The sequence below is a fragment of the Bythopirellula polymerisocia genome (assembly GCF_007860015.1).
GTDB classification, from domain to species: Bacteria; Planctomycetota; Planctomycetia; order Pirellulales; family Lacipirellulaceae; genus Bythopirellula; species Bythopirellula polymerisocia.
Genome location: NZ_SJPS01000003.1, coordinates 452,528 through 473,090, shown reverse-complemented (window position 1 = coordinate 473,090; position 20,563 = coordinate 452,528). Strand labels below are relative to the sequence as shown.

16 protein-coding genes are annotated in these 20,563 nt (G+C 54.5%); 9 read left to right on the top strand and 7 right to left on the bottom strand.

Annotated features, from left to right (window positions below):
• The first annotated feature begins 108 nt into the window (after window positions 1-108).
• The 5 genes from Pla144_RS11445 to Pla144_RS11425 all read left to right on the top strand — a co-directional run bounded on the left by Pla144_RS11445 (window position 109) and on the right by Pla144_RS11425 (window position 9,128).
• Window positions 109-387: a hypothetical protein gene (locus Pla144_RS11445; protein ID WP_146450804.1), complete on the top strand. Its 279-nt coding sequence runs from the start codon at window positions 109-111 to the stop codon at window positions 385-387.
• A 106-nt stretch (window positions 388-493) separates the two neighbouring features.
• Window positions 494-1,051 carry an ECF-type sigma factor gene (locus tag Pla144_RS11440; protein ID WP_146450803.1) on the top strand — a complete coding sequence of 186 codons (558 nt, stop codon included), beginning with the start codon at window positions 494-496 and terminating at the stop codon, window positions 1,049-1,051.
• A gap of 329 nt (window positions 1,052-1,380) precedes the next feature.
• A complete protein-coding gene (locus Pla144_RS11435) occupies window positions 1,381-2,694 on the top strand; it encodes a PEP-CTERM sorting domain-containing protein (RefSeq protein ID WP_146450802.1) in 1,314 nt (437 codons plus the stop codon).
• Window positions 2,695-2,765: 71 nt separating this feature from the next.
• Window positions 2,766-6,443, top strand: coding sequence for a beta strand repeat-containing protein (locus tag Pla144_RS11430; protein WP_146450801.1), 3,678 nt, complete (start codon window positions 2,766-2,768; stop codon window positions 6,441-6,443).
• A 105-nt stretch (window positions 6,444-6,548) separates the two neighbouring features.
• Window positions 6,549-9,128 (top strand): serine/threonine-protein kinase, encoded by a 2,580-nt coding sequence (locus Pla144_RS11425; protein ID WP_197530590.1) that lies wholly within the window; start codon window positions 6,549-6,551, stop codon window positions 9,126-9,128.
• 358 nt (window positions 9,129-9,486) lie between these two features.
• Here the strand turns inward: Pla144_RS11425 and Pla144_RS11420 are convergent, their stop codons facing one another.
• The 4 genes from Pla144_RS11420 to Pla144_RS11405 form a co-directional block, all read right to left on the bottom strand.
• Entirely contained in the window at window positions 9,487-10,527 is a 1,041-nt protein-coding gene (locus Pla144_RS11420; RefSeq protein WP_146450799.1) for a tyrosine-type recombinase/integrase, read from the bottom strand.
• Window positions 10,528-10,867: 340 nt separating this feature from the next.
• The gene (locus Pla144_RS11415) at window positions 10,868-11,479 is read right to left on the bottom strand and encodes a hypothetical protein (protein ID WP_146450798.1); all 612 of its coding nucleotides are present in this window, start codon (window positions 11,477-11,479) and stop codon (window positions 10,868-10,870) included.
• Window positions 11,480-11,528: 49 nt separating this feature from the next.
• Window positions 11,529-12,521, bottom strand: a complete 993-nt coding sequence (locus Pla144_RS11410) for an alpha/beta fold hydrolase (RefSeq protein WP_146450797.1) — start codon at window positions 12,519-12,521, stop codon at window positions 11,529-11,531.
• A 23-nt stretch (window positions 12,522-12,544) separates the two neighbouring features.
• Entirely contained in the window at window positions 12,545-14,287 is a 1,743-nt protein-coding gene (locus Pla144_RS11405) for an arylsulfatase (RefSeq protein ID WP_146450796.1), read from the bottom strand.
• A 262-nt stretch (window positions 14,288-14,549) separates the two neighbouring features.
• Here Pla144_RS11405 and Pla144_RS25375 point away from each other — a divergent pair, with 262 nt between their 5' ends.
• The 4 genes from Pla144_RS25375 (at window position 14,550) to Pla144_RS11380 (ending at window position 18,707) form a co-directional block, all read left to right on the top strand.
• Window positions 14,550-15,518, top strand: coding sequence for a helix-turn-helix domain-containing protein (locus Pla144_RS25375; RefSeq protein ID WP_315851793.1), 969 nt, complete (start codon window positions 14,550-14,552; stop codon window positions 15,516-15,518).
• A gap of 202 nt (window positions 15,519-15,720) precedes the next feature.
• A complete protein-coding gene (locus tag Pla144_RS11395; RefSeq protein WP_146450794.1) occupies window positions 15,721-15,930 on the top strand; it encodes a hypothetical protein in 210 nt (69 codons plus the stop codon).
• 372 nt (window positions 15,931-16,302) lie between these two features.
• Window positions 16,303-17,247, top strand: coding sequence for a YybH family protein (locus tag Pla144_RS11390; protein ID WP_146450793.1), 945 nt, complete (start codon window positions 16,303-16,305; stop codon window positions 17,245-17,247).
• 50 nt (window positions 17,248-17,297) lie between these two features.
• Window positions 17,298-18,707: a hypothetical protein gene (locus tag Pla144_RS11380; RefSeq protein WP_197530588.1), complete on the top strand. Its 1,410-nt coding sequence runs from the start codon at window positions 17,298-17,300 to the stop codon at window positions 18,705-18,707.
• 88 nt (window positions 18,708-18,795) lie between these two features.
• On the opposite strand, the gene Pla144_RS11375 is transcribed toward Pla144_RS11380, so the two are convergent.
• The 3 genes from Pla144_RS11375 to Pla144_RS24565 all read right to left on the bottom strand — a co-directional run bounded on the left by Pla144_RS11375 (window position 18,796) and on the right by Pla144_RS24565 (window position 20,514).
• Window positions 18,796-19,203: a hypothetical protein gene (locus tag Pla144_RS11375; RefSeq protein WP_197530587.1), complete on the bottom strand. Its 408-nt coding sequence runs from the start codon at window positions 19,201-19,203 to the stop codon at window positions 18,796-18,798.
• 676 nt (window positions 19,204-19,879) lie between these two features.
• Window positions 19,880-20,173: an N-6 DNA methylase gene (locus Pla144_RS24570; protein WP_197530586.1), complete on the bottom strand. Its 294-nt coding sequence runs from the start codon at window positions 20,171-20,173 to the stop codon at window positions 19,880-19,882.
• Entirely contained in the window at window positions 20,152-20,514 is a 363-nt protein-coding gene (locus Pla144_RS24565) for a type I restriction-modification system subunit M N-terminal domain-containing protein (protein WP_197530585.1), read from the bottom strand. Before Pla144_RS24565 ends, Pla144_RS24570 begins: the two co-directional genes overlap by 22 nt.
• Between the last annotated feature and the right edge of the window lie 49 nt (window positions 20,515-20,563).

The window sequence follows — 20,563 nt, the reverse complement described above, 5'->3', positions numbered from 1 at the left end:
TGCACCTAGCAGCTGATTTTCGGTCAGTTCTCGGCACGTCGATTTCGGGCAATATCCTAGTGACGTTGGCACAAGAAAATTCATCAGCCAAATTGCTGATGGCGATCGGTGTCCAAGAAACTGACGTTTCTCGGTTTCTCCATGGCCGTCGACGCTTCCCCCGTTAGGGGGGCACTAACTGAAGAGGTGATTTTCACCGACGGCAGTTTGCCAATTCGGTTTGGCGCCGAGGTTGATGCAACCTCGCTCATTTCGCAAGTCGCCAAACTGAAGGAGGTCGTGCACCCCCGGCTGCTGTTGGCAAAGTGTCTTTTGCGACCTCTGAACCGAGCGGCCATAGTCAATAATTTCGCCTCCCGAAGTATGGTGCTTCGGGGATCTGATTGATGCTACTAGAGTCCGTTCCCAGCCGTAGCCCACTGATTTTCGTGGCTTATGGAAACTCGTTGGGCTTTGATGGATCATGCTCCGGAGGCCAGCTATACTACAACCTATGAACGATGTCACGCTCATCCTCCAGCAAATTCAAGAGGGTCGCGCCGAAGCAGGTGCCGATCTGTTTCCAGCCGTTTATGAGGAACTGCGACGGCTTGCCGGTAGCAAGATGCGTGCCGAGCGATTGGACCACACCTTATCGGCAACCGCCTTGGTGCACGAAGCCTATGTGCGACTCGTTGACAACGAAACTGCCAAAAACTGGGAAAGTCGCGGGCAGTTTCTTGGTGTCGCGGCCGAGGCGATGCGGCGCATTTTGGTTGAGCATGCCCGCCAGAAAATGGCAATCAAACGAGGTGGTGATAAACAACGATATTCTGATTGCGATCTCTTGTTTAGTTTGCCGACGGACCCAGCAATACTGCTCGATCTTAACGAAGCGATCGAGAGTCTGACAATCAATGATCCGCAATCGGCCGAACTCTTGAAACTGTTGCTGTTCACAGGCATTTCAGTTGTCGAAGCGGGTCGGATACTGGAAATGTCCCGAAAAACCGCGTACCGCCACTGGGATTACATCCGCAGCTGGTTCGCCGTTCATTATAGCTCGAATTAGAGTGCTTCGGCAGAAATCTTCTGCTGTTCTTCTTTCTCAAGTGCCCCATACCACATGAGATCAGCATCCTGCTCCCTGTAGCCAAATCAGGCTCAGTTTCTGCATGAGAAACAAATTGGGATTTTTTTCAAGATTATTGGGGACGCGCACCAGTCCAAATACGCACTTAGTTTGTAGGAGCTATACGACCACAGCTGACTTGGACTTCAAAAAGAGCACCCCTCACTGCCAGGCTCCCAGCAGAATTCGATAACTAGCTCTCTTTGCCCTGAAATCGCATCACTTATCCAACCCACATGTGCCATTAGACACTCGATTACGAGGACTCTATGAACCTTACTCTCACACTAATCTCAAGCATCCGGTCGCATCTATCTTGGGTGCGGATGTACTTGATCACGCTGATTCTTGCCTGGGGCACCAGTCCAGTGGCCCTTGCTGCAGGGTTCACTAAAATCGCCGATACGTCAACGGCCATACCAAATGGCGTCGGGAATTTTGATGGTTTTGACAAGCCAATCATTTCTGGTTCGACGGTGGCTTTTCATGGTGGGGCAGGAATCTATGTTGGCCCGTCGACAGGCGGATCGCTCCAGGTGATCGTCGACCTCAATGACGCAATTCCAGCTGGAATTGGAAACTTCACTTCAATTGAACGTCCAAGATCCTCATCGGAGTCTATCGTCGCCTTTCGGGCCAGAGGTAGCAACGATCAACTTGGAATTTACGCTGTCTCAATGACAGACGGGACGTTGTCCAGAATTGCAGACCAAAATACCGCTATAGCGAATGGCTCTGGAACCTTTTCCGGAATGAGTCTTGAATCTGCATCGGGCTCGACGGTGGCGTTCAGCGGTGGAAATGTTGGTAACAGCCAGCGCGGCATTTACGTTGGGTCGACCAGCGGCGGACCATTAACGCGAGTCGCCGACCGAAACACCCCAATTCCAGGTGGCGTTGGCGTCTTTGAGAGACTGGGGCAGCCAGGCGTGGCGCTGCATGGCAACAAGGTGGCATGGACAGGACGGGGTGCCAATTCGCAAGTTGGGATCTACATTGGAGACGTCACGGAGGGATCAATCGTCCGCGTGGCTGACGCCAGTTTCGCAATCCCCGATGGAATCGGGACTTTTAGAAGTTTCTATTTCCCCTACTTGTCCCAATCGATCGTGGCGTTCGAGGGCCTCGGAGACAACGGTCAGGAAGGTATTTACGCTGCGTTCGCGGAGGGTGGCATGCTCACTCGCGTGGCGGATCTCAATACATCCGTCCCCTTGGGCAACGGGAATTTCTCACAGCTCTTCTTCAACGGGAACCCCTCTGTTTCCGTATCTGGATCAATGATTGCGTTTCAGGGGCTGGACTCAGAAGGCCAAACTGGAATCTACGCGAAATCAATCTCTGAAGACGTGCTGACTAAAATCGTCGCAACTGGAGATACGCTCGACGGCAGAAGCGTGAGCGGTCTGCGATTTGGCATCGACTCGCTCGACGCAGGCGTCCTTGCTTTTGCAGCTAGCTTCACAGATGGAACGAGCGGTGTGTATACGACTTCGATCGTCGTGCCAGAGCCGAGTTCGCTGATTCTAGTCGCGATTGGCATGGTCATGTTCATGCGTCGGCGAGCCAAGCGGACTGGGTAGGCACAAGGATTGTCGACACGATATACCACTTCTTTGAAGACACCAGCTCACGATTTTACAAGGAATTACTGATGAATCCTAAGACCCTCCTCTGCGTTGTCTTGTCCATGGCTTCTCTGGGCCAGCTCGCAACGGCCGCCGATGTCACCAGCACCTGGGACGGCTCCACCGGCAACTGGTCGGATTCCTCTCATTGGGACAGTCTCCTGTTTCCCAATAACGGAAATGGAGGTCAGACTTTCGACGCCGTCATTTCAAGCGGCACGGTCACAGTGGACCAAGCCATCAATATTGAGAACCTGCAACAAACCAATGGTACGATTACGGGCACATCGGACCTAACTGTCTCCGGTCTCACAACCTGGACGAGGGGCACGATGACTGGCACGGGGACCACGCATGCCAACGGCGGCCTGGACCTGAGCGGCAGCAACTCCAAGACCCTCAATGGTCGCGTCCTCAATAACGCTGGCGCTGCGACCTGGACGGCCGGCCAATTCATTACCGGCAATGGAGCAGTGCTCAACAACCTGCTCGGGGCGACATTCGATACCAACTTCGACGGCGAAATCTTAGACGGCTTCATCGGTGCTCCATCGCAAATCAACAATGCCGGAACCTTCACCAAAAGCGGCGGGGCAGGTACGACCAGATTCCATATCGCATTCAACAATACCGGTGCTGTTAACGTTCAGTCAGGTACGCTCAGTCTATCGGGAGGCGGAACAAGCAGCGGTAGCTTCGACGTGTCAGCCGGCAGCACATTGCAGATATCGAGCGGCGTAAGCTTCGTAGCTGGTGCAAGTGTGACTGGCGCTGGAACGCTGGACATCAGCAATGGTACTTTGACTGCATTAAGTGATCTCGAACTTACGAATCTAGCTCTCACGAACTCCTCAGCCACTATCGATGGTACATCGACAATCACCGCTTCGGGCATGCTTACCTGGACGAGGGGCACGATGACTGGCGCAGGCATAACCAATGCCAACGGCGGCCTGGACCTGAGTGGCAGCAACTCCAAGACCCTCAATGGTCGCGTCCTCAATAATGCTGGCTCTGCCACCTGGACGGCCGGCCAATTCATTACCGGCAATGGAGCGGTGCTCAACAACCAGCTCGGGGCTACGTTCGATACTAACTTCGACGGCGAAATCTTCGACGGCTTCATCGGTGCTCCATCGCAAATCAACAACGCCGGTACCTTCACCAAAAGCGGCGGGGCAGGAACGACTTATTTCGGTATCGCCTTCAGCAACACCGGTAACGTTAACGTCAACAGCGGGACGCTTAAGCTCGGAGGATTTGTCTCTAACGCGGGATCGATGAATATTCAACCTAGTAAGACTCTAACTCTTGACGCAGGGTTCATCAATCACGGGGCAGGAATTGTCACTGTTGACAACGGCCACCTTACCATGGCTTCACTGGCCACGAATGATGGCGCATTCATCATTGAGAATGTCTCTGCTGCTACTTTAGCTGCAGACTTAATCAATGCCGGAACCATCGATGTTGCAGTCCTATCGAACTTGAATGTAGGTGGAGCCTACTCAGGCGCTGGCAGCGTCGATATTGACGATTCCCAGTTCATCGTCGAAGGAAACGCCGCGATTGGTGGAACGCTAAATATCAACAATACTTCTTCAGCTCAATTCGAAGCGGGCGGAAGTAACAGCGGAGCGATAAACATACTCACGGATTCTTCATTGACGATTGATGGTGCGTTCGCAAACAGTGGCGCCATGCTCGTGGACTCTGGGGGGCAACTAAATCTCGACTCGAATCAGCCGTTTGACAATCCAGGGACGCTGGAAGTTCACGAAGGTACTGTCGCGATTCCTAAGACGAACAGTATTGTGGTCCATCCACTGGCGCCACTGCAGTTAATCCCTGAGGCAACACTTACGGAGGGTACCTGGATCGCCAGGGGAAACGGTTCGATTGTGCTTCCCCAAAATTCCGGTGGAACGCCCTTTGAGCTTCGGCATAGCGATGCCGTGGTAATTCTGGATGGTCCTAGCTCCACTATGCCTGCGATTGACGGACTATGGTCCAACGCGGGCTCATTGGAACTGCGTGGTGGACGTGACATAACTCTTCACGGGGAGCCACCAGACGCCTCTCCTGGATCGTTCGCTTCTCCGTTTGTGAACACGGGTACTATTCACTTAGAGGCAGGAAGCACACTTTCTCTAGGCCAGGAAGGCATCTCTAACGGAAGTGGATCTCGCGTGGAGGGTGAGGGCGTGATCGAGGGAAGCGTTTCAGCACACGGAACGACGTTCTCAAGCAATGGAATCTTATCGATCAATCAGGGATCACTCTCGATTTCGACTTCGGTGAGCACGTTGACTTCCGGCACGTTGGCGGTCAATGTCCCCATGTATGTCAATAATGGCGGTCATTTTGTCATTGCCGACGGGGCAACTTTGGGCGGGAGTGGCATTTTAGAACTGCAAGACGGCCTGGTCACGATTGATGGAACACTCGACAAGCAAGTACGGATTGTGGGTCCCGTCAAAGTGGGCGGGACAATTTCCGACGCCACTCTGGACGGTGCCGTTGTCACGACTCCCCCGAGTGGAGGTGGGTTCGGACTGGTAAATTGCTACGGTGATAACACAATCGAGTCGGGCGTCGTGAACATCGATGGGCAGTTGCTTGTTAACGATGGCACGCTGACCCTGGGTGCTGGAGCGAGTATTTTCGGGCCAGGAGCGATCGATGTCAAAGCGCTGGCGTCTGCGGTTGTCCTCGGCAATGTGGCCACTACGGGCAATGCAACTATCACCGGATCGCTGGCCGTTGAAGCAGGTGCCACGGCCCAAGCCACGAATTGGCATTTCACCGGCAAGAGTCTGATAAATGTTAAAGGCAAAATAAAATCGTCAACCCCCGCTGAATTGACAGGTACGCTCGCAGTCGATCTCGCAGGTGAGATCGATGTTCCTAATATAAAGATGTTAGGAATTCCCGGATTTGATCCTGCCAAGTTTAAGGGACTTGGCAAATCCGTTGGTAATGTTGACGCTGGTACATTCTCTACTGTATCCCCCGGTTTTAGTCCCGGAATGCTGACAATCGGCGGGAACATGACTTTTGAAGGGGCATCGACACTCGAACTCGAAGTCCGCGATGCCCAAGGAATCTCGGGCACCGACTACGATCTTTTAGCTGTCGAAAGCGATCTTATCAACATCGGCACTGTTGCTGAACCGATGATCATTTCGCTCCATACACTTGACTCGCTCGACGATCCCGGTCAAGCCATAAACTTTGATAACACTCAGGACTATAGCTGGACCGTCGCCACGGCCCTCGGTACGATCAGCGGCTTTTCCGCTGGTACCTTTGTCTTTGACGAGAGTCAATTTCTGAACGACCTTGGCAGTGGTGCATTCTATTTATCTCTTGGCGACTCCGGCCACGCCCTAAATGTGCTCTTCTCAGCTAGTGGGCTTCCGACTATCGAAAGTGGCGACTTCGATCTCGATGGCGACGTCGACGGTGCGGACTTTCTCATCTGGCAACGAAACCCTGCGATTGGATACCTCGCTAACTGGCAGGCTAACTACGGCCGCAGTGCTACTCAATCGGCAGTCAGCGTGGCAGTTCCCGAACCGAGCTCTCTTCTGCTACTAGCAATAGTTCCAGCATGGATTCTCAGCACGCTAAGGCTGACGAAAAAGTCGCACTTTGCAGATCGATTTTTGGGAAATCGAGGTTCTGCCTGCTCATCTGTTTGATGTGTTGATCGGTGAAGTGATAATAATTAGTCAATTACTACTGACTCCCACCATTCTGCTATGATGAATTGACAGCCCGACCCTCTAACCATGGTCTCGCAGCCGATGGAAAATCTCTCGTCGACCGAAAACTCTGCCAAGTCGATTTTCTTCGCAGCGCTTGATATCGAAAATCCTGCCGCGCGGACCGATTACGTTGACGAGGCATGTCACCTGGACGCCTCGTTACAAAAGGAAGTCAATCGGCTGCTGATCGCCCACAGGGACTCCGAAGATCATCGACTAGTCGGCGCATTTCAAGTGCTAAATCCCCAATTGGGTGAGAAAGAAACAAGCGGCGACGTTGGTACTGAAGAGACGTCGGTAATGTCGGATATTTCTTCCCATCCCGTTGTCGACCGCTACAAGATTCTCAAAGAGATCGGCCGTGGCGGAATGGGCACAGTCTACTTGGCCGCTCAGCTTGAGCCGGTCAAAAGAAAAGTCGCCCTCAAGGTCATCAATCCCGGCATGGACAGTCGCGATGTGATTGCTCGATTTGAGGCGGAACGGCAGGCGTTGGCCATGATGGATCATCCCTCCATCGCCCGAGTGTTCGACGGAGGAACCACAGAGCAGGGTCGGCCCTACTTTGTAATGGAGTTAGTCCGTGGTATTCCGATAACAGAATACTGCGACAAACATAGGCTTTCGCTGGAAAGCCGTCTGAATCTCTTCATCACCCTCTGCCAGGCGGTACATCACGCCCATCAGAAGGGAATTATCCATCGCGATCTAAAACCTTCTAACGTGCAGATCACCAATCACGATGGCCAACCTGTGGTAAAAGTGATCGATTTTGGTGTCGCCAAGGCGCTCAGCCATGATCTTACGGATAAAACATTGTTCACTCACTTTGCGCAGCTTGTAGGTACGCCGCTCTACATGAGTCCTGAGCAGGCAGATCAGCACGGGCTCGATATTGACATCCGTAGCGACGTCTATTCGCTTGGCGTCTTACTCTACGAGCTGCTTACAGGCACGACTCCTTTCAATCGAGAGGAGCTATCAAAGCTGAGTATTGATGAGGTCCGTCGAATAATTTGTGATGTCGATCCCCTCAGGCCCAGTACCCGGCTCAGCACGCTCAAGGGTTCCGACGATTCGACACTCCCGGTGCAGCAGCGGGAGATATTCGACCGACGGAAAATGACTTCTACTATTCGGGGCGATCTAGATCTGATTGTCATGAAGGCATTGGAAAAGGAACGCAACCGCCGGTACGAGTCGGCTAGCTCACTGGCACAAGACGTCAGTCGTTATCTGAACAACGAGCCAATCGAGGCAATTCCACCTACCCTATTTACGAAACTGGCAAAATGGTCTCGGCGACATGCCGAAATTGCGTGGACAATCGCTATTGGCTTTATCGTGATCAGTTTGACAATTGCCGTTTGGCTGGGAGGGCACATTGCGTTTCAAGCAGCGGTGACCAGACAATTGCAGCAAGACCTAGAAGAAGTAAACGCCGCGATTGACTCAAACCAGGAAATATTGGCACGGCAACTACTCTCGGCCTCAAGCTCAACCGCAAGCCAACTTGGTGCGGCAGGTGAGCAGTTTCGAAAAGAAATAGAATTACTTAGCAACGAACTAGATCGCTACCAGCAGTTTACGAAACTATACCAAAAGGCTCGAAGGGATCGCTCTTCTGGTCCGTCGGAGTTGGCTGAAGAAGCAATCAGACTTTATGGAGTCCTCGACGACTCCAAGTGGCTTGCAAGTCTGCAAAGCAAGAACTTGCCCAAGGGTTATATTGATCAACTTATTCCTCAGGTCTACGAATTGTTGATCTGTATTTCTCACTACGAAGTGCTTTGGATGGAGCCTCATGGTCAGACTGCTGCGCAAAAGTTAAAAACGATCAGCAAAGCTCGCTCAATGTTGGCGATTGCCGATAAGCTGCATCCACCTACGAAGGGTTACTATTGGGTACTTGCAAGCTGTTATCAACGCTTAGGGGACCTAACCGACGGCGATGTGAGAACACACCACGATCAGGAGGCCATTCGCCTCAGGGCGCTTGCCAAGCAGACCGCGCCACAGGACGCGGCCGAACTCTTTTATATCGTGCGAGATCGCCGCTGGGGAGCTGCAGCTTCATGGGTGCGCCCGCCCTTTGCTGATCCACTATCAGACGAGGGAATACTCGCTGCCTATCGAGATATGAGACGCATCGATCGAACCTACTACAATGCGATCTTTTTCGAGGGAATTCAGCTCGATGAAATGGGAAGACATGCTGAAGCGGCTCAAGCGTATAGCGGATGCCTTATGGCACTACCTGACGATCTGGTTGCATTGAGCAACAGGGGCAATGCTTTGGTGAAAATGGGGAACGTTGATGAAGGACTCCGCGATCAAGAGCAGTCAATTCTTGAAGCGCGCAGCAGGTTGGATGCCACCACTGACGCAAGTGATCAAATAGTTTTACTTGCCACTTTGCTTGAGGAATATGCAATATCCTTGCGAGTCGCTGGAAGGGAGAATGACGTACTTGCTGCGATCCAAGAAGCCTCTGATTTGCTTGAGCAGTTGGAGGCAAGTAACCCATCCGCAGGTAGAGATCGGCTTAACCTCAAGAAACTGAGGGAAGCGATTGAGCAATTGGATGTCCATTCACCCAAAATCGAGGAAGAGGAGTAGATGTTTTTGGGCTATTGAGATTCGTGTGCAAAGCTGAACCTTCTCAGTAGTCGACAAGTCATGCGGGAGCAGCGAAAGGAACTTCCAGCACGATACTTTGCTTTGTTAAAACGAATTCCGAACTATCGAAATGGCGGGATATCCGACCCATTGCGGGCATGAGACTCACCACCCGTGCTTCTCTCCAACAATTCTCATTGCCGCGTCGGTTGAGCACAAGGACGTTAGCTTGGTTGTCTGCTAAGTTGCAGAAGTTGGACCAGTTTCAGCAAGTTAGCAGCCCTGCCAATCCGCTGAGGTGGCCCACCGACGGCGACATCTCCGCAGCTAAGCCGGGAGACGCCGCTCCGGTCGGATTTTAGGCCTGGCGGAACCTGCGGCGGCAGCATGGGCACTCGCCGTCAAATCCGTGCACCAGCGCGGTGAAAGCCGATGGCTGAGGCAGTGACATGATCGCCTTGAAGGCAAGCGGGTCCCGGTGGGCATAGTGCCGGTACGTTACGCCGCCTACCGAGTGCCCGAGGATCTCGATGGAAGACTCAGGCATGTGTTCATCGTAGTAGGTCGCGCAGGTTTTTCGAAGATCTTTTAAAACCCAAAGCTTCTCCTCGCCCGTTTCCACATCCTGCTTCGGCTTGACCCCGGCCAAGGCGCAAAGCCGTTGGAACTGCGAGTTCGGGCGAGAGCTACCGCAGTGGAACACTGGCTGGTCCGGCTCAGCCACCTCGGGCCGGAGGCTCTTCAGATGCACCTGTACGACTCGGTTCATCGGACGATAGAACTGCTTCTTCGTCAACACACGGCGATAGTAAAGCCAGCCGTAGCGGGACTCTTTCCCTTGACCGTTCGGTGGTTCAGGTCGCCAGCAGACGTGCCGCCACAGTATAGGCTCGTGGAACGCGGCCGTCTTGAAGACCGTTCCTGTGTCGACACCGTAATTGAAGAACACAACCAGCGCCGCCCGCCAGTAGTGGCCAACGGTGAGCGGTTGCTTCCACCCTCTCGGCCGCTCCAGTTCGTAGGTTGCGAAATAAAGTGCGTTCAGGTCAGCCTTGGTGAGATAGTGCCGACCGGCGACGTCGCGTTGCGGCTTCGGCTTGGGAAACCGCGGAAGCTTCTCCAGGTAGTCCTGCTCCCAGGCCCATGACAGGATCGCTCTCAGGTTCTCGCGGGACTTGTTGGCGGTACGGCCAGCATTCGACCCACCGTCCGCTGCCGCCTTTTCGTAGACCCAGTCGAGGAAGTCCCGCAGGTGGACCCTGCCAATCTGATCGACGTCGACTCCCTTTCCCCAGGTGGTCCACTTCGTGACGGTGCCCCGATACTCTTTGCAGGTGCCGGATGAGAGCTTCTTGGCGGTGAGATACTTGGCGGCGACGGTTTCAAAGCTGTAGGACATGGCGACGACTCCAGGCCGTCGGCACGTGCTTCCCTTCCCGGCTCCGCCAGCCGATGGCCTCAATCGGCTTCCTGCTGAACCTCCTGTCCCTCTGGAGTAAAATCGGGCAGCTTACGCTAGCTGCACAGATGATCCCATTTTAGTCGAGAAAATGGCGAAGTGTGCGCCTTGGCATCCCGGCGAACTCGCTGAGACTTATGCACATTCAGCAAGTTGGCAAGGTGCGAATTAAGTGCGGTGCCTCCGACCGCTGCGGGAACTGGCCCGTTCTTGAGACGCCCGTGATACGCGATCCTTTGCTCCCCCAAGTGCACAATCAAGCAGGTGAGACAAATCAGCGCTAGCTTAGTTCACGTCGATCAGAACTAGGCGGTAGAGTCGGACTAGGCATTACTGGGAATTGGCCAATCGCACCTACATAGGTGGGGCGTTGCTCAGGATCGTCTCGAGTTGCCCAGCGGGCCGCACTCTCAGCGAAGTGAGGCGTCTCCTCTTCAGTATGCGCCTCCGTCCAATATGACAGGCGTATTAACAGGCCTGCGATAAATAGCAAAGGATTGAGGCGAGCCCCCACGGTGCAAGTGAACTTGGAGCGATTCTTATCTACCGGCTCAACCTTCATGTCCCACGTAATCTGAAGAGTGAGCGGCACACATCCGAGCAGACGCCCCTTTGTGCGAGGGCTGACCAGGAAGATGTGCTGAGGTTCCATTATTTCCTCACGATAAAGCTGGGTCATCAAGAAACCCGCCGCAGTTTCATCATTGCGGAACACCCAGCGACCATCGCCGGCACGGTAAACATACATCACTTTGTGCGCCCCCGTGGCCGGAGTACAGGCCACGTACTCTTCGTTCGAGAAATGCACAATCCAGTCTGCTAAGTCAAACTTTTCTGCAGGCAGGTCAACGATGACCGATGTCGAAGTCTTGAGGTTGTCTGGCTTTGCCATGACCATTTTTCTCCCGATGTCGTCTTGGAAACTCGTGTGCTGGCGCCGATCAAACGGCCTTATGTTCGTTAGAAACCCAATCAATGAGCATAGTCAAGAATCTCTCATGCTGGTCCTGATACGAGTAATGTCCGCAGTTCTCAAACACGTGCAGCTTACTTCGTTTTAGCCGCTGGCTGAGTCGTTGGGAATTCTCCACGAGCAGCAGTTGGTCTTGGGCTCCCCAGAAGACCAGCACGGGCTTATCGATTTCCGAGAGTTTGGGATCCACGTACGCAAGGCTTTTTGGATAGTCCTTGAACCACTGAGTGATTGGTCCGATGCGCCCGGAATAAGAAGTGATGTAGTCAGATATCTCTTCTTCATTGGGGGCGTAGTTCACGTAGCACAGGGCATTGCCGGCATGCACAAATGTCGCCGCTCCAGCGATCTTGAAGACCTGACGCCAGAAAGCTGAGTTCACAATTTTGTTAATGACGCTGCCATTGCTCGAGGGTGCGATGCCAGGACCATCCCCAATAACGAGACTTGCGACGTCGTTTGGAAAGTGCGTTACATAAGCCAATGCCGCAGACATTCCCACATCGGGTCCAAAAAGATGGGGACTCTGGATGTCAAATTCGGAAATGAAATCGCGCAGAAAGCGTCCCTGTGCTTCAAAGGTCATGTACTCAGGGCCACCCTCACTGCCACCGAATCCCGGTAAGTCGTAGGCGTACAGATTGAACTGACTTGCCAATCCGTTCCAGAGTGGAGCAAACGCGACAATGCTCTGAGGCAAGGGATTCATCAGCAGGACCGTCGGACAGTTCTCGCGAGGAGCATGGGCAAAACGCACTTTCACTCCGGCGATCGTCTTAAACTCCAGTGGCATTGGAGCGGGCTGAATGAAAGTTGGTTGCTTGCCGTACTCCTTGCCCCGCGCACGTTTGACTGTGCCATACTCGGGTGTGATCGCGAGCAATGCACTCGCGTTGAGCATATCTAACCAAGAGACCGTTCTCAAAGGCTTTGCTGGGGTGTTTTTTTTATCTGCATTCATGCGAATGGGACCTGTTTCTCAGTCTATGAACTATGCCAAGGGTTCCAGTCTTCAGCGACGGGGACGACTCCTTTGTCTCTTGCGTACTGTTCATAAATCGCAATCAGTCGCGCCAGACTATCGGGCATTTCCCGGTCCAGAGGACGGGTTTCCCCCGGATCGTTCTTGATGTTGTAAAGGTGCCATTTGCCGTCGCCGTACATGCCGGTACGCACTCGAATGGCCTTGTAGTCGCCTGCAATGACGTAACTATTTCCAAACAGCTCAAACGCAACCCATTGTTCATCGTTGCGAGGTTGTTCCACTCTACCTTCAAGGAAGCCCCGCATCGACACACCAGAGGGAGGAACAATCTGTCTGCCTTTATACTCACGCTGCGGATGCTCGAGTCCTGCGTAATCGAGAATCGTCATCGGTACATCTTTCACACTGGCAAATTCCTTGGTCATCTGTCCTACTCGTGCCGCAGAGATTTTTTGCGGCGGAACCACCACCATGGGAACACGAATACCACCCTCGCCAATGAACCACTTCCACCATCGCAACCCTCCGGTCGAAGCGTTGGCCCAGTCAGTGCCGATGAAAGCAAACGCGTCTCCGCGACCGATGTGATCGAATTCCTGGCTGAAATTACTTCTGATCCACTTGGTCGCGGCTGGGTTGCTCAGTTCACCGCGCTCGTCCAATCCCTCTGGACCGTTGTCGGCCATGTAGACGATCAACGTATTATCAAGCTGCCCTGTCTCGCGAAGATAATTCAGCAGCATACCGATGTGGTAATCTTGCGACTCCATCATTGCCGAGTAAGTCGCCATGGATCGAGCCTGCCGGCGTTTCTCCTCATCCGGAAGACTTGACCAAGCACGAAGTAAGCGGTTTTTGCTCGTCTCTGGGAAGACGGCATTCTGGGGAATGATGCCGAGCGCTTTCTGGGAGTCAAATCGAGCACGCTTGACCCCCTCGAAACCTAGCTTCAGGTAATGCTCATAATACTTGTCAATCAGGAAATCGGGCGATTGCAAAGGTGCGTGTGCGGTGGTGTAAGCCATGTAGGCGAAGAATGGCTTCCCTGACTCTCTGCCTTGTTCGAGGTATTCCAGCATTTTCGAGGTGTAAAGGTCGTCAGAATAGATGCCCAAGGGGCGATCGACCTCTTTACCGTCCTCGTAAAACGGCTCCTTAGGTATCTTGCCGGCTTTGACCGTGGCGACGACTGCTGGATCGTGCATATCGACATGAAACACACCCTGGTTCCAATGATTGGAACCGCCGGTGTAAATGGCGTAACTGCGGTCAAACCCCCACTCATGCGGTCCTTGTCCGCCGTGATGGGTTCCTCCCAGGTGCCACTTGCCCACCATGTAAGTCCGATACCCGGCGTCCTGGAGTATCTCCGCAATCGTGGCGGTTGTCCTCGTGAGGAAGGCTTCGTAACCGGGTTTGCCTTCGGCAGGTGGATAGAGTGCGTAGTCGAACGCACCAAGGCCAACTTCAATCGGGTCGTTGCCGGTCAGCAGCATGGCCCTGGAGACCGAACAAACCGGCGACGCATGAAAGTTGGTGAATAATGTACCGCGTTTAGAAAGGCGGTCCAGGTTTGGCGTTTTGGTGATGGAACCGCAGATGCCAAGATCGCCGAAACCAATGTCGTCACCGACGATCAGGAGTATATTCGGTTTCGGCTCCGATGTCTGGGCAAGACCGACAGAGGGCGAGCCCCAAATGGTTGCTGCAATCGCCAGCAAACAGATAGGCATCGAACGCATTCTAAACTCCTCGACCAGGAACAGATTTTCAGTTGCCAATAATAGAAAGCAGAGGGTCTTTGGAGGACCGGGCTTCAGCAGGCACAGTCGTAACCGCGGAAGCGGTAATCAGATGTGCAAAGATTTATCCTACTTTAGGGGCCAAAATAAGTGTAGGTTACAAATCTGGGAATATCCGCTTTCGGCCAAACCGCCCACGTCTAATTTCACCATGGATCAGAGCGCTCACTCACAGACGACCTTATCGAGGCTTCCGAATAGGGTGCTTTCGCGGCAACTCGATGACGCTTCAGGCTTCGCGGAGATCTTTGCCCGCTGGAATGGCCAATTTCACCAAATGTCCCGAGGGAAGTTTGAGGGAAGTATCGACGTGGTGACTGGGCAGAGGGTGCGGTTGTTCCAAGCGAAGACCAACCAGGCCATTCTCACTCGCGGCATGGACAGTCAATTCGCCACGTTCATACCCATCACACCCCGAAACGCAGCCACTCGGTGGTCGGGATGCAATCTGAATCCCGGCGATCTGATCGCCAAATTTCCCGAAGCCGAATACAACAATCAAACAATACCAGACACGTCGATTCGCGCATTGCTGGTACCGGTGTGTACTCTCCAGGAGATGACCTGTATTCTTGCCGGAGGAAGCTCGGAAACAAATTTTCCCTCTTGGAGCGCTCTGCGGCCGGAACCCAAGGCAATGGAACGGTTCGAACGAGGACTTGCCGAACTGCTGACTACCTCACTTCGGTCCCCGAAGATTGTAGGCGGCGCGGAAGGAAAATCGCTTGAAATGGAGTGCCTGCGCAGGCTCATTGATGCATTATTGCATCCGTCGGTGACGGAACCTGCCAGAATGCGTGAGAAGAATCGCAGGCTTCTGGTGAGGCGTGCACTTGATGTCATGCATGATCGTTTGAATGAGCCATTGACAGCAATTGAGTTATGTGCGGAACTCGGCGCCAGTGACCGATCGTTAAGGAGAGCTTTCCGCGAAGCTTTCGGTCTTGGCCCGTTAGCCTACTTTCGAGTGATTCGCCTGCACCAGGTGAGGGTGACGCTCAAAGGCGCCCGAGGAAGTGATGTATCCGTTGCCGAGATTGCTCGACGTTGGGGCTTTCACCGTCTGGGTTCGTTTTCGAATGAGTACCGTCGTCAATTCGGGGAACTCCCATCCCGTACGCTAAAAGTACGAGGACGGCCCAGCGTCAATCAGGGCGCGAGTGTGCTTTGACCACGGCAAAAGGTCACCTCCTATCGATTAGGTTCGAACCTTTTCCCTGATTTCGTGCGTCAGGGCCAGCCCCGACTCCCAGGCACCGGAGCCCTCCCTTCGGGAAAACCTACCGCCAGGGTGGTCGCGATACGGTTTAAGAATTCCTTGCGGGCCTGACGGCCGCAGTGGGGAGCTTAAGCGACTGTCGGTCTATGCAGACGTGGCACAGAAGGTATATCTCGATCTCCAGCTGACGTTCCCGCCACGCTTGCAAGTCTTTGGGCACAAGGGTCGGCAGGCAGCGCTGGTGGATTGCGCAACGGTGGGCGACGTGGTGCTGCTCGGCGGCCTTGCCAGAGCAACCGCATTTAATTTTGACCGCCACGCTATCGCGTTCGATCAGCTCGCCGAGGTGGCGGCAAATGCTTGAGGTCCGCGCATTGACCGGGCAGGCCCGCAACTGGTCAGGCAATAAACTTTTGCAGCAGAATTCGTAAACGCCTTCGAGGGCGTGACAAACGCCAGAGTAAACCATTTCAGCCGACCGCCACGATTTGCGCCGAGTTAAGAATCAATTCAGAACCCAATTGACCGGAAACAACATGGTCGGAATAGTTCTCGATCGGTTGTAAACCACGAAAGCAGGCGAATTGCGACGTTCGTTAGTCGTAATTAGATTTGAAGAAAAACCGTTAGACTGCTACTCGCGGCAACTTGCTTTTGGTACGATTTCGAGCCACGGCAGAGTTTGGAACTGCCCGTCCATTTCCCCTTTCCCCTCACCGGCTCAGGCAGAATCGCAATGAAAACATTCGCTTCACTCTTTATGGCATGGTCGCTCATCGTATCGACGGTTTGCGCTCAGCAAACGCTCACCCCCCCGGTCCCCACGAACAGTCCGGCAGCGGCCACCGGCACGACGACAACCTCGGCCGATGAGGTGGCCATCCGTCAGGCGATCGCGTCGTATCTGGCGGCTTTCAATGGACACGACGGCAAGGCGTTGGCCGGCCATTGGAACGAGCGTGGTTCCTACACTCCTCCGGGTGGGGCGGCCGTGGAAGGTCGGGCCGCGCTAGAAACCAGTTTTGCCGGCTACTTCGCCAATAACCCGAGTGTGCGGTTGGAACTGATCAATACCGAAGTGGACGTAATCTCGCCGAGTGTGGCGATCGAGAGCGGGTTCGCGCGGGTGATCTCGCCGGACGAGGAACCGCTCGAGACCGAGTACGAGGCAATCCACGTCCGCTTGGCCAATGGCTGGAAGATAGACAGCATCAGCGAAGCGGAGTTAGAAGCCCCGCCGGTGTCGAACTACGAGAATCTCAAGGAACTGGAGTGGATGGTCGGCGAATGGGTCGATGGGGACGACAGCTCGTCGATCGAAACCTCGTGTAATTGGACCACGAACAAAAATTTTCTGGTGCGATCGTTCAATGTGCTGGTCGAGGGGAAGCTCGATTTTTCTGGTACGCAGATCATCGGCTGGGACCCCGTGAATGAATCGATTCGCTCGTGGGTGTTCGACTCCGAAGGCGGTTTTGGCGTGGGACGTTGGTCGGGGGAAGGGGGGAACTGGACCATTCACACCCTCAACACGCTGGCTGATGGACGACTCTCGTCGTCGACCAACACGTATCAGTACCTGGACGACGACTCCTTCACCTTCAAGTCGTTGGGACGCCAAGTCGATGGCGAATTGCTCCCCAATATCGATCCGGTGAAGGTCGTCCGCAAAACGGACTGACCCCATTTTCTAGTCATTAAACAATCTAAAAATTCACAAGGAATATTCTGATGAAACAAGGTTTTTCTCTAGTGGTTGTTGCGCTGCTGAGCGTACTGCTCTGCTCGCAAGATGCGTTTTCTCGTGGCGGTGGTGGACGTGGGGGCGGAGGTGGTGGTTCCCGCGGCGGAGGGGGTGGAATGTCTCGCGGTGGCGGCGGAGCCTCGAGGGCTTCGGCGGCACGTCCCAGCGGCGGGTTGAGCAGATCCCAAACGGGGGGGATGAACCGTGGCAATGCCGGTGCCGGGAGTCGACCTTCCACTCGTCCCCAAACGTCCCGGCCACAGTCTTCGCGGCCACAAACTTCGCGACCAGCGGCGGGGGGCAATCGCCCGCAGACGATCGAAAACCCGAACTTCCGCCCCAACTCGGGAGGGAGCGGCAATCGACCCAATCTGGGGGGCGACGATCGGCCCAATTTGGGAGGGGGTGGTTCGCAACTGGGAAAAATTAACCGGCCTGGCGGAAAAGATCGCCCCTCGAGCAAAGACTTGAATAGCTTCCTCGACCTCCCCGGCACGGCCGACAAGCGTCCCAACAATCGCGAAGACCGCAAAAAGAACAACATTGGGAACCAGATCGATGATCGCGAGAATACCAACATTGGGGATCGGACCAAGAATAATCTGGTGAATCCCAACACGAACATCGGCGATCGGACGAACAATATCGGCGGCGGAAGGCGCGTGGGCGATGTCAATATCAACAACAATCGCCAAAACAATATCAACAACATGCGGGGCCGCTATGCGGGAGGCGTCAATCGTCCCTTTAATAACAACTGGTGGGAGAATCAGAATTTCAATCCTGGCTATGCCCGCTGGCAGAGGGGATGGAGCAGCTACCCCAATAACTGGTGCTGGGGCGTCGCGACTTGGGGGGCCTTGAACTCCTGGCTGCCTGGCTACAACTTCGCCCAACCGATGGTCTACGACTACGGCTCGACAGTCGTGTATCGGGACAACTATGTCTACATGAACGACCAGCAGGTGGGCACCACCGAAGAGTACTACCAGCAGGCCGAGACAATCGCCGACAGCATCCCGCCAGTTGCGCAGCCTGACGAAGAAGAGTGGATGCCCCTGGGGGTGTTCGCCGTCGCCGAGGAAAGTGCGACCGACAGCGGGATGATGATCCAATTGGCGGTCAGCAAAGAAGGGATTCTGGCGGGGACGTACTACAACGACATCACAGATGACAGTCGCCCCATTGAAGGGATGATCGACAAGAAAACCCAGCGGGCCGCCTGGAAGTTTTCCGACGAGTCTAATGCGGATGTCGTCTTCGAAGCGGGGGTCGAGAATCTGACCAAGGACGAATCGACGTGCCTAGTCCACTTCGGTCCTCATAAGACGCAGACTTGGCTGATGGTCCGCATGCCGGAAGCCGGGGGGGACGACAACTCCGGCCAAGGGGGCTGAGAGCCCGCTAGCGATTGAGACGCACTCTCGCCGCAGGAATTTTCGAGATTCTCGGCGAGGTTTTTTTTATGCGCCTCGCGCCGGGCCGTTAGTGCCCGGTCTGTTGGCCGAGGGCGTTGAGCAATTCTCGCAATTCGGCGATCTGGTCGGCGGCGGCCGGGTTGAGCGAACCACCAAAATCGGTTGCCTGCGCTGCTTCGTAGCGATCCAACTGGCGTGCCAGTTGCTGCAGACTGGCCTCGAGCGGTTTCGATGCAAGCATCATGCGGCGCTCGGCGGGGGTCACGGAATCGTAGTACAGCCGCACGAAGCGAAAGTCTCGGCTGAGCGATCTGATGTGGTCCAGTTGCTGGCCGATCAAGGAAAGGTCGATCTCCCGGGCCCGGCGGAGGGTGGTTTCCACTTCGGCAAGCCCCTCGTGATACCCGGCGATCCGCGCGGCGAGTTCCGTAAGGTTCACGGCGATCGGTTCGTCCGCGTCTGCGGTGCTGAGCAACGCGAGGGAACTGTTCGGAGCGACCGAGGGTAGCAGCGGGCTGCGGGGCAGTTTGGAGCAAGGCGGTTTCGATTTGAAGTTCCGCCGCAGCGGGTGCCGACCGAGACTGACGTAGCCGGGATTGGGTGAGCCGGGATGAATGTATTAGGGAACCTCATTTTGACTTGATTTTTAGTCCCTTGGCACCTCTCGAATGGGTCAATGGAAACGCTTCACTCAGCACTGCTTTGGAGCTTGCAGCCGTTGTTGATTCAACTCCATTGCAATTTGAGACAGAAGCACTTACGTAACTTGTTGGATTCCTGAACTGCCAGCGGGTGGACCAACCTCAGTTTCTTAGCCACTCCTCAAACTGAAGGAGGTGGTGGCGACCTCTGCAGCTGCGACACCAACTCGATAGCAAATAGGCCCTGGCTAGCGAAGCCCACTTCGACTATAACGTTCGTGCCCAGGTGGGCCTGCTATGTGTCCAGGGAGCATTGTGGGAAGGGATTCTTTGGTCGTACCGAGTCGGCCGCGCTCCAGGTAGCTGTGGAGGCGGTAGAGGCAGGTGAGGTGGGATGGTGAATTCGGTGACACAATGTTCCCAGATTTCTGGCTCGAATTGCATACACTTTTGCAACGCTTCGAGAGCGAATCTAACTGACTCCGCACCATATGCAATTCGTTCGAGTCCTTACCGGCCTGGGCGGCTACCTTGAGCAGTAACGACTCGGAACCGCACGTAGGGTCCGTAGGCGGTGGTCGAAGCCACGGCATTCTCGGGTGAGATGCCGATGACGTGGGCCATGATCCGGCTGACCTCCCACGGGGTGTAAAACTGCCCTTTGCTCTTGCCACTCTCTGTGGCAAAGTGCCGCATGAGATACTCGTAGGCATCGCCGAGGATGTCGTTGTTCTCCGCGCGGTTCTTCGAGAAATCCAGCTCGGGTTTCTGGAAGATACCTACTAGGTTGGTGAGGCGGTCCACCTTGGCCTGACCCTCGCCGAGCTTGTTCGGGTCATCGAAATCGGGTAGTCGCTGCGGGCGAGACGGGAGTTCGCTTCCACGAGCGGCGCGATGACCTTTTTGTTGATCTTGTCTCCGATGTCGGCCTTGCCCTTGAGGGCGATCATGTCCTTGAAGCTGGCTCCCTGGGGGATCTTGACCGGCGGGGCGAAATCATCGGAGTCTCCGTATTTGTCGCTGACGTACTTGATGAACAGCATGAACAGGACATAGTCCTTGTACTGGCTGGCATCCATGCCGCCACGCAGCTCATCGCACGAGGCCCACAGGGAGGAGTAAAGGTCGGATTTATTAATGGCCATCGACGGGGCGATTCCTGTCTGTCAGCGTTGGAAAAGGGGGAAACACGCG

Coding starts and splice junctions, on each gene's coding strand:
- Pla144_RS11440 (WP_146450803.1), top strand. CDS start 494: ATGAACGATGTCACGCTCATCCTCCAGCAAATTCAAGAGGGTCGCGCC.
- Pla144_RS11405 (WP_146450796.1), bottom strand. CDS start 14,287: ATGCGTTCGATGCCTATCTGTTTGCTGGCGATTGCAGCAACCATTTGG.
- Pla144_RS11415 (WP_146450798.1), bottom strand. CDS start 11,479: ATGGCAAAGCCAGACAACCTCAAGACTTCGACATCGGTCATCGTTGAC.
- Pla144_RS11390 (WP_146450793.1), top strand. CDS start 16,303: ATGAAAACATTCGCTTCACTCTTTATGGCATGGTCGCTCATCGTATCG.
- Pla144_RS11410 (WP_146450797.1), bottom strand. CDS start 12,521: ATGAATGCAGATAAAAAAAACACCCCAGCAAAGCCTTTGAGAACGGTC.
- Pla144_RS24565 (WP_197530585.1), bottom strand. CDS start 20,514: ATGGCCATTAATAAATCCGACCTTTACTCCTCCCTGTGGGCCTCGTGC.
- Pla144_RS11430 (WP_146450801.1), top strand. CDS start 2,766: ATGAATCCTAAGACCCTCCTCTGCGTTGTCTTGTCCATGGCTTCTCTG.
- Pla144_RS11380 (WP_197530588.1), top strand. CDS start 17,298: ATGAAACAAGGTTTTTCTCTAGTGGTTGTTGCGCTGCTGAGCGTACTG.
- Pla144_RS11420 (WP_146450799.1), bottom strand. CDS start 10,527: ATGTCCTACAGCTTTGAAACCGTCGCCGCCAAGTATCTCACCGCCAAG.
- Pla144_RS11425 (WP_197530590.1), top strand. CDS start 6,549: ATGGAAAATCTCTCGTCGACCGAAAACTCTGCCAAGTCGATTTTCTTC.
- Pla144_RS11435 (WP_146450802.1), top strand. CDS start 1,381: ATGAACCTTACTCTCACACTAATCTCAAGCATCCGGTCGCATCTATCT.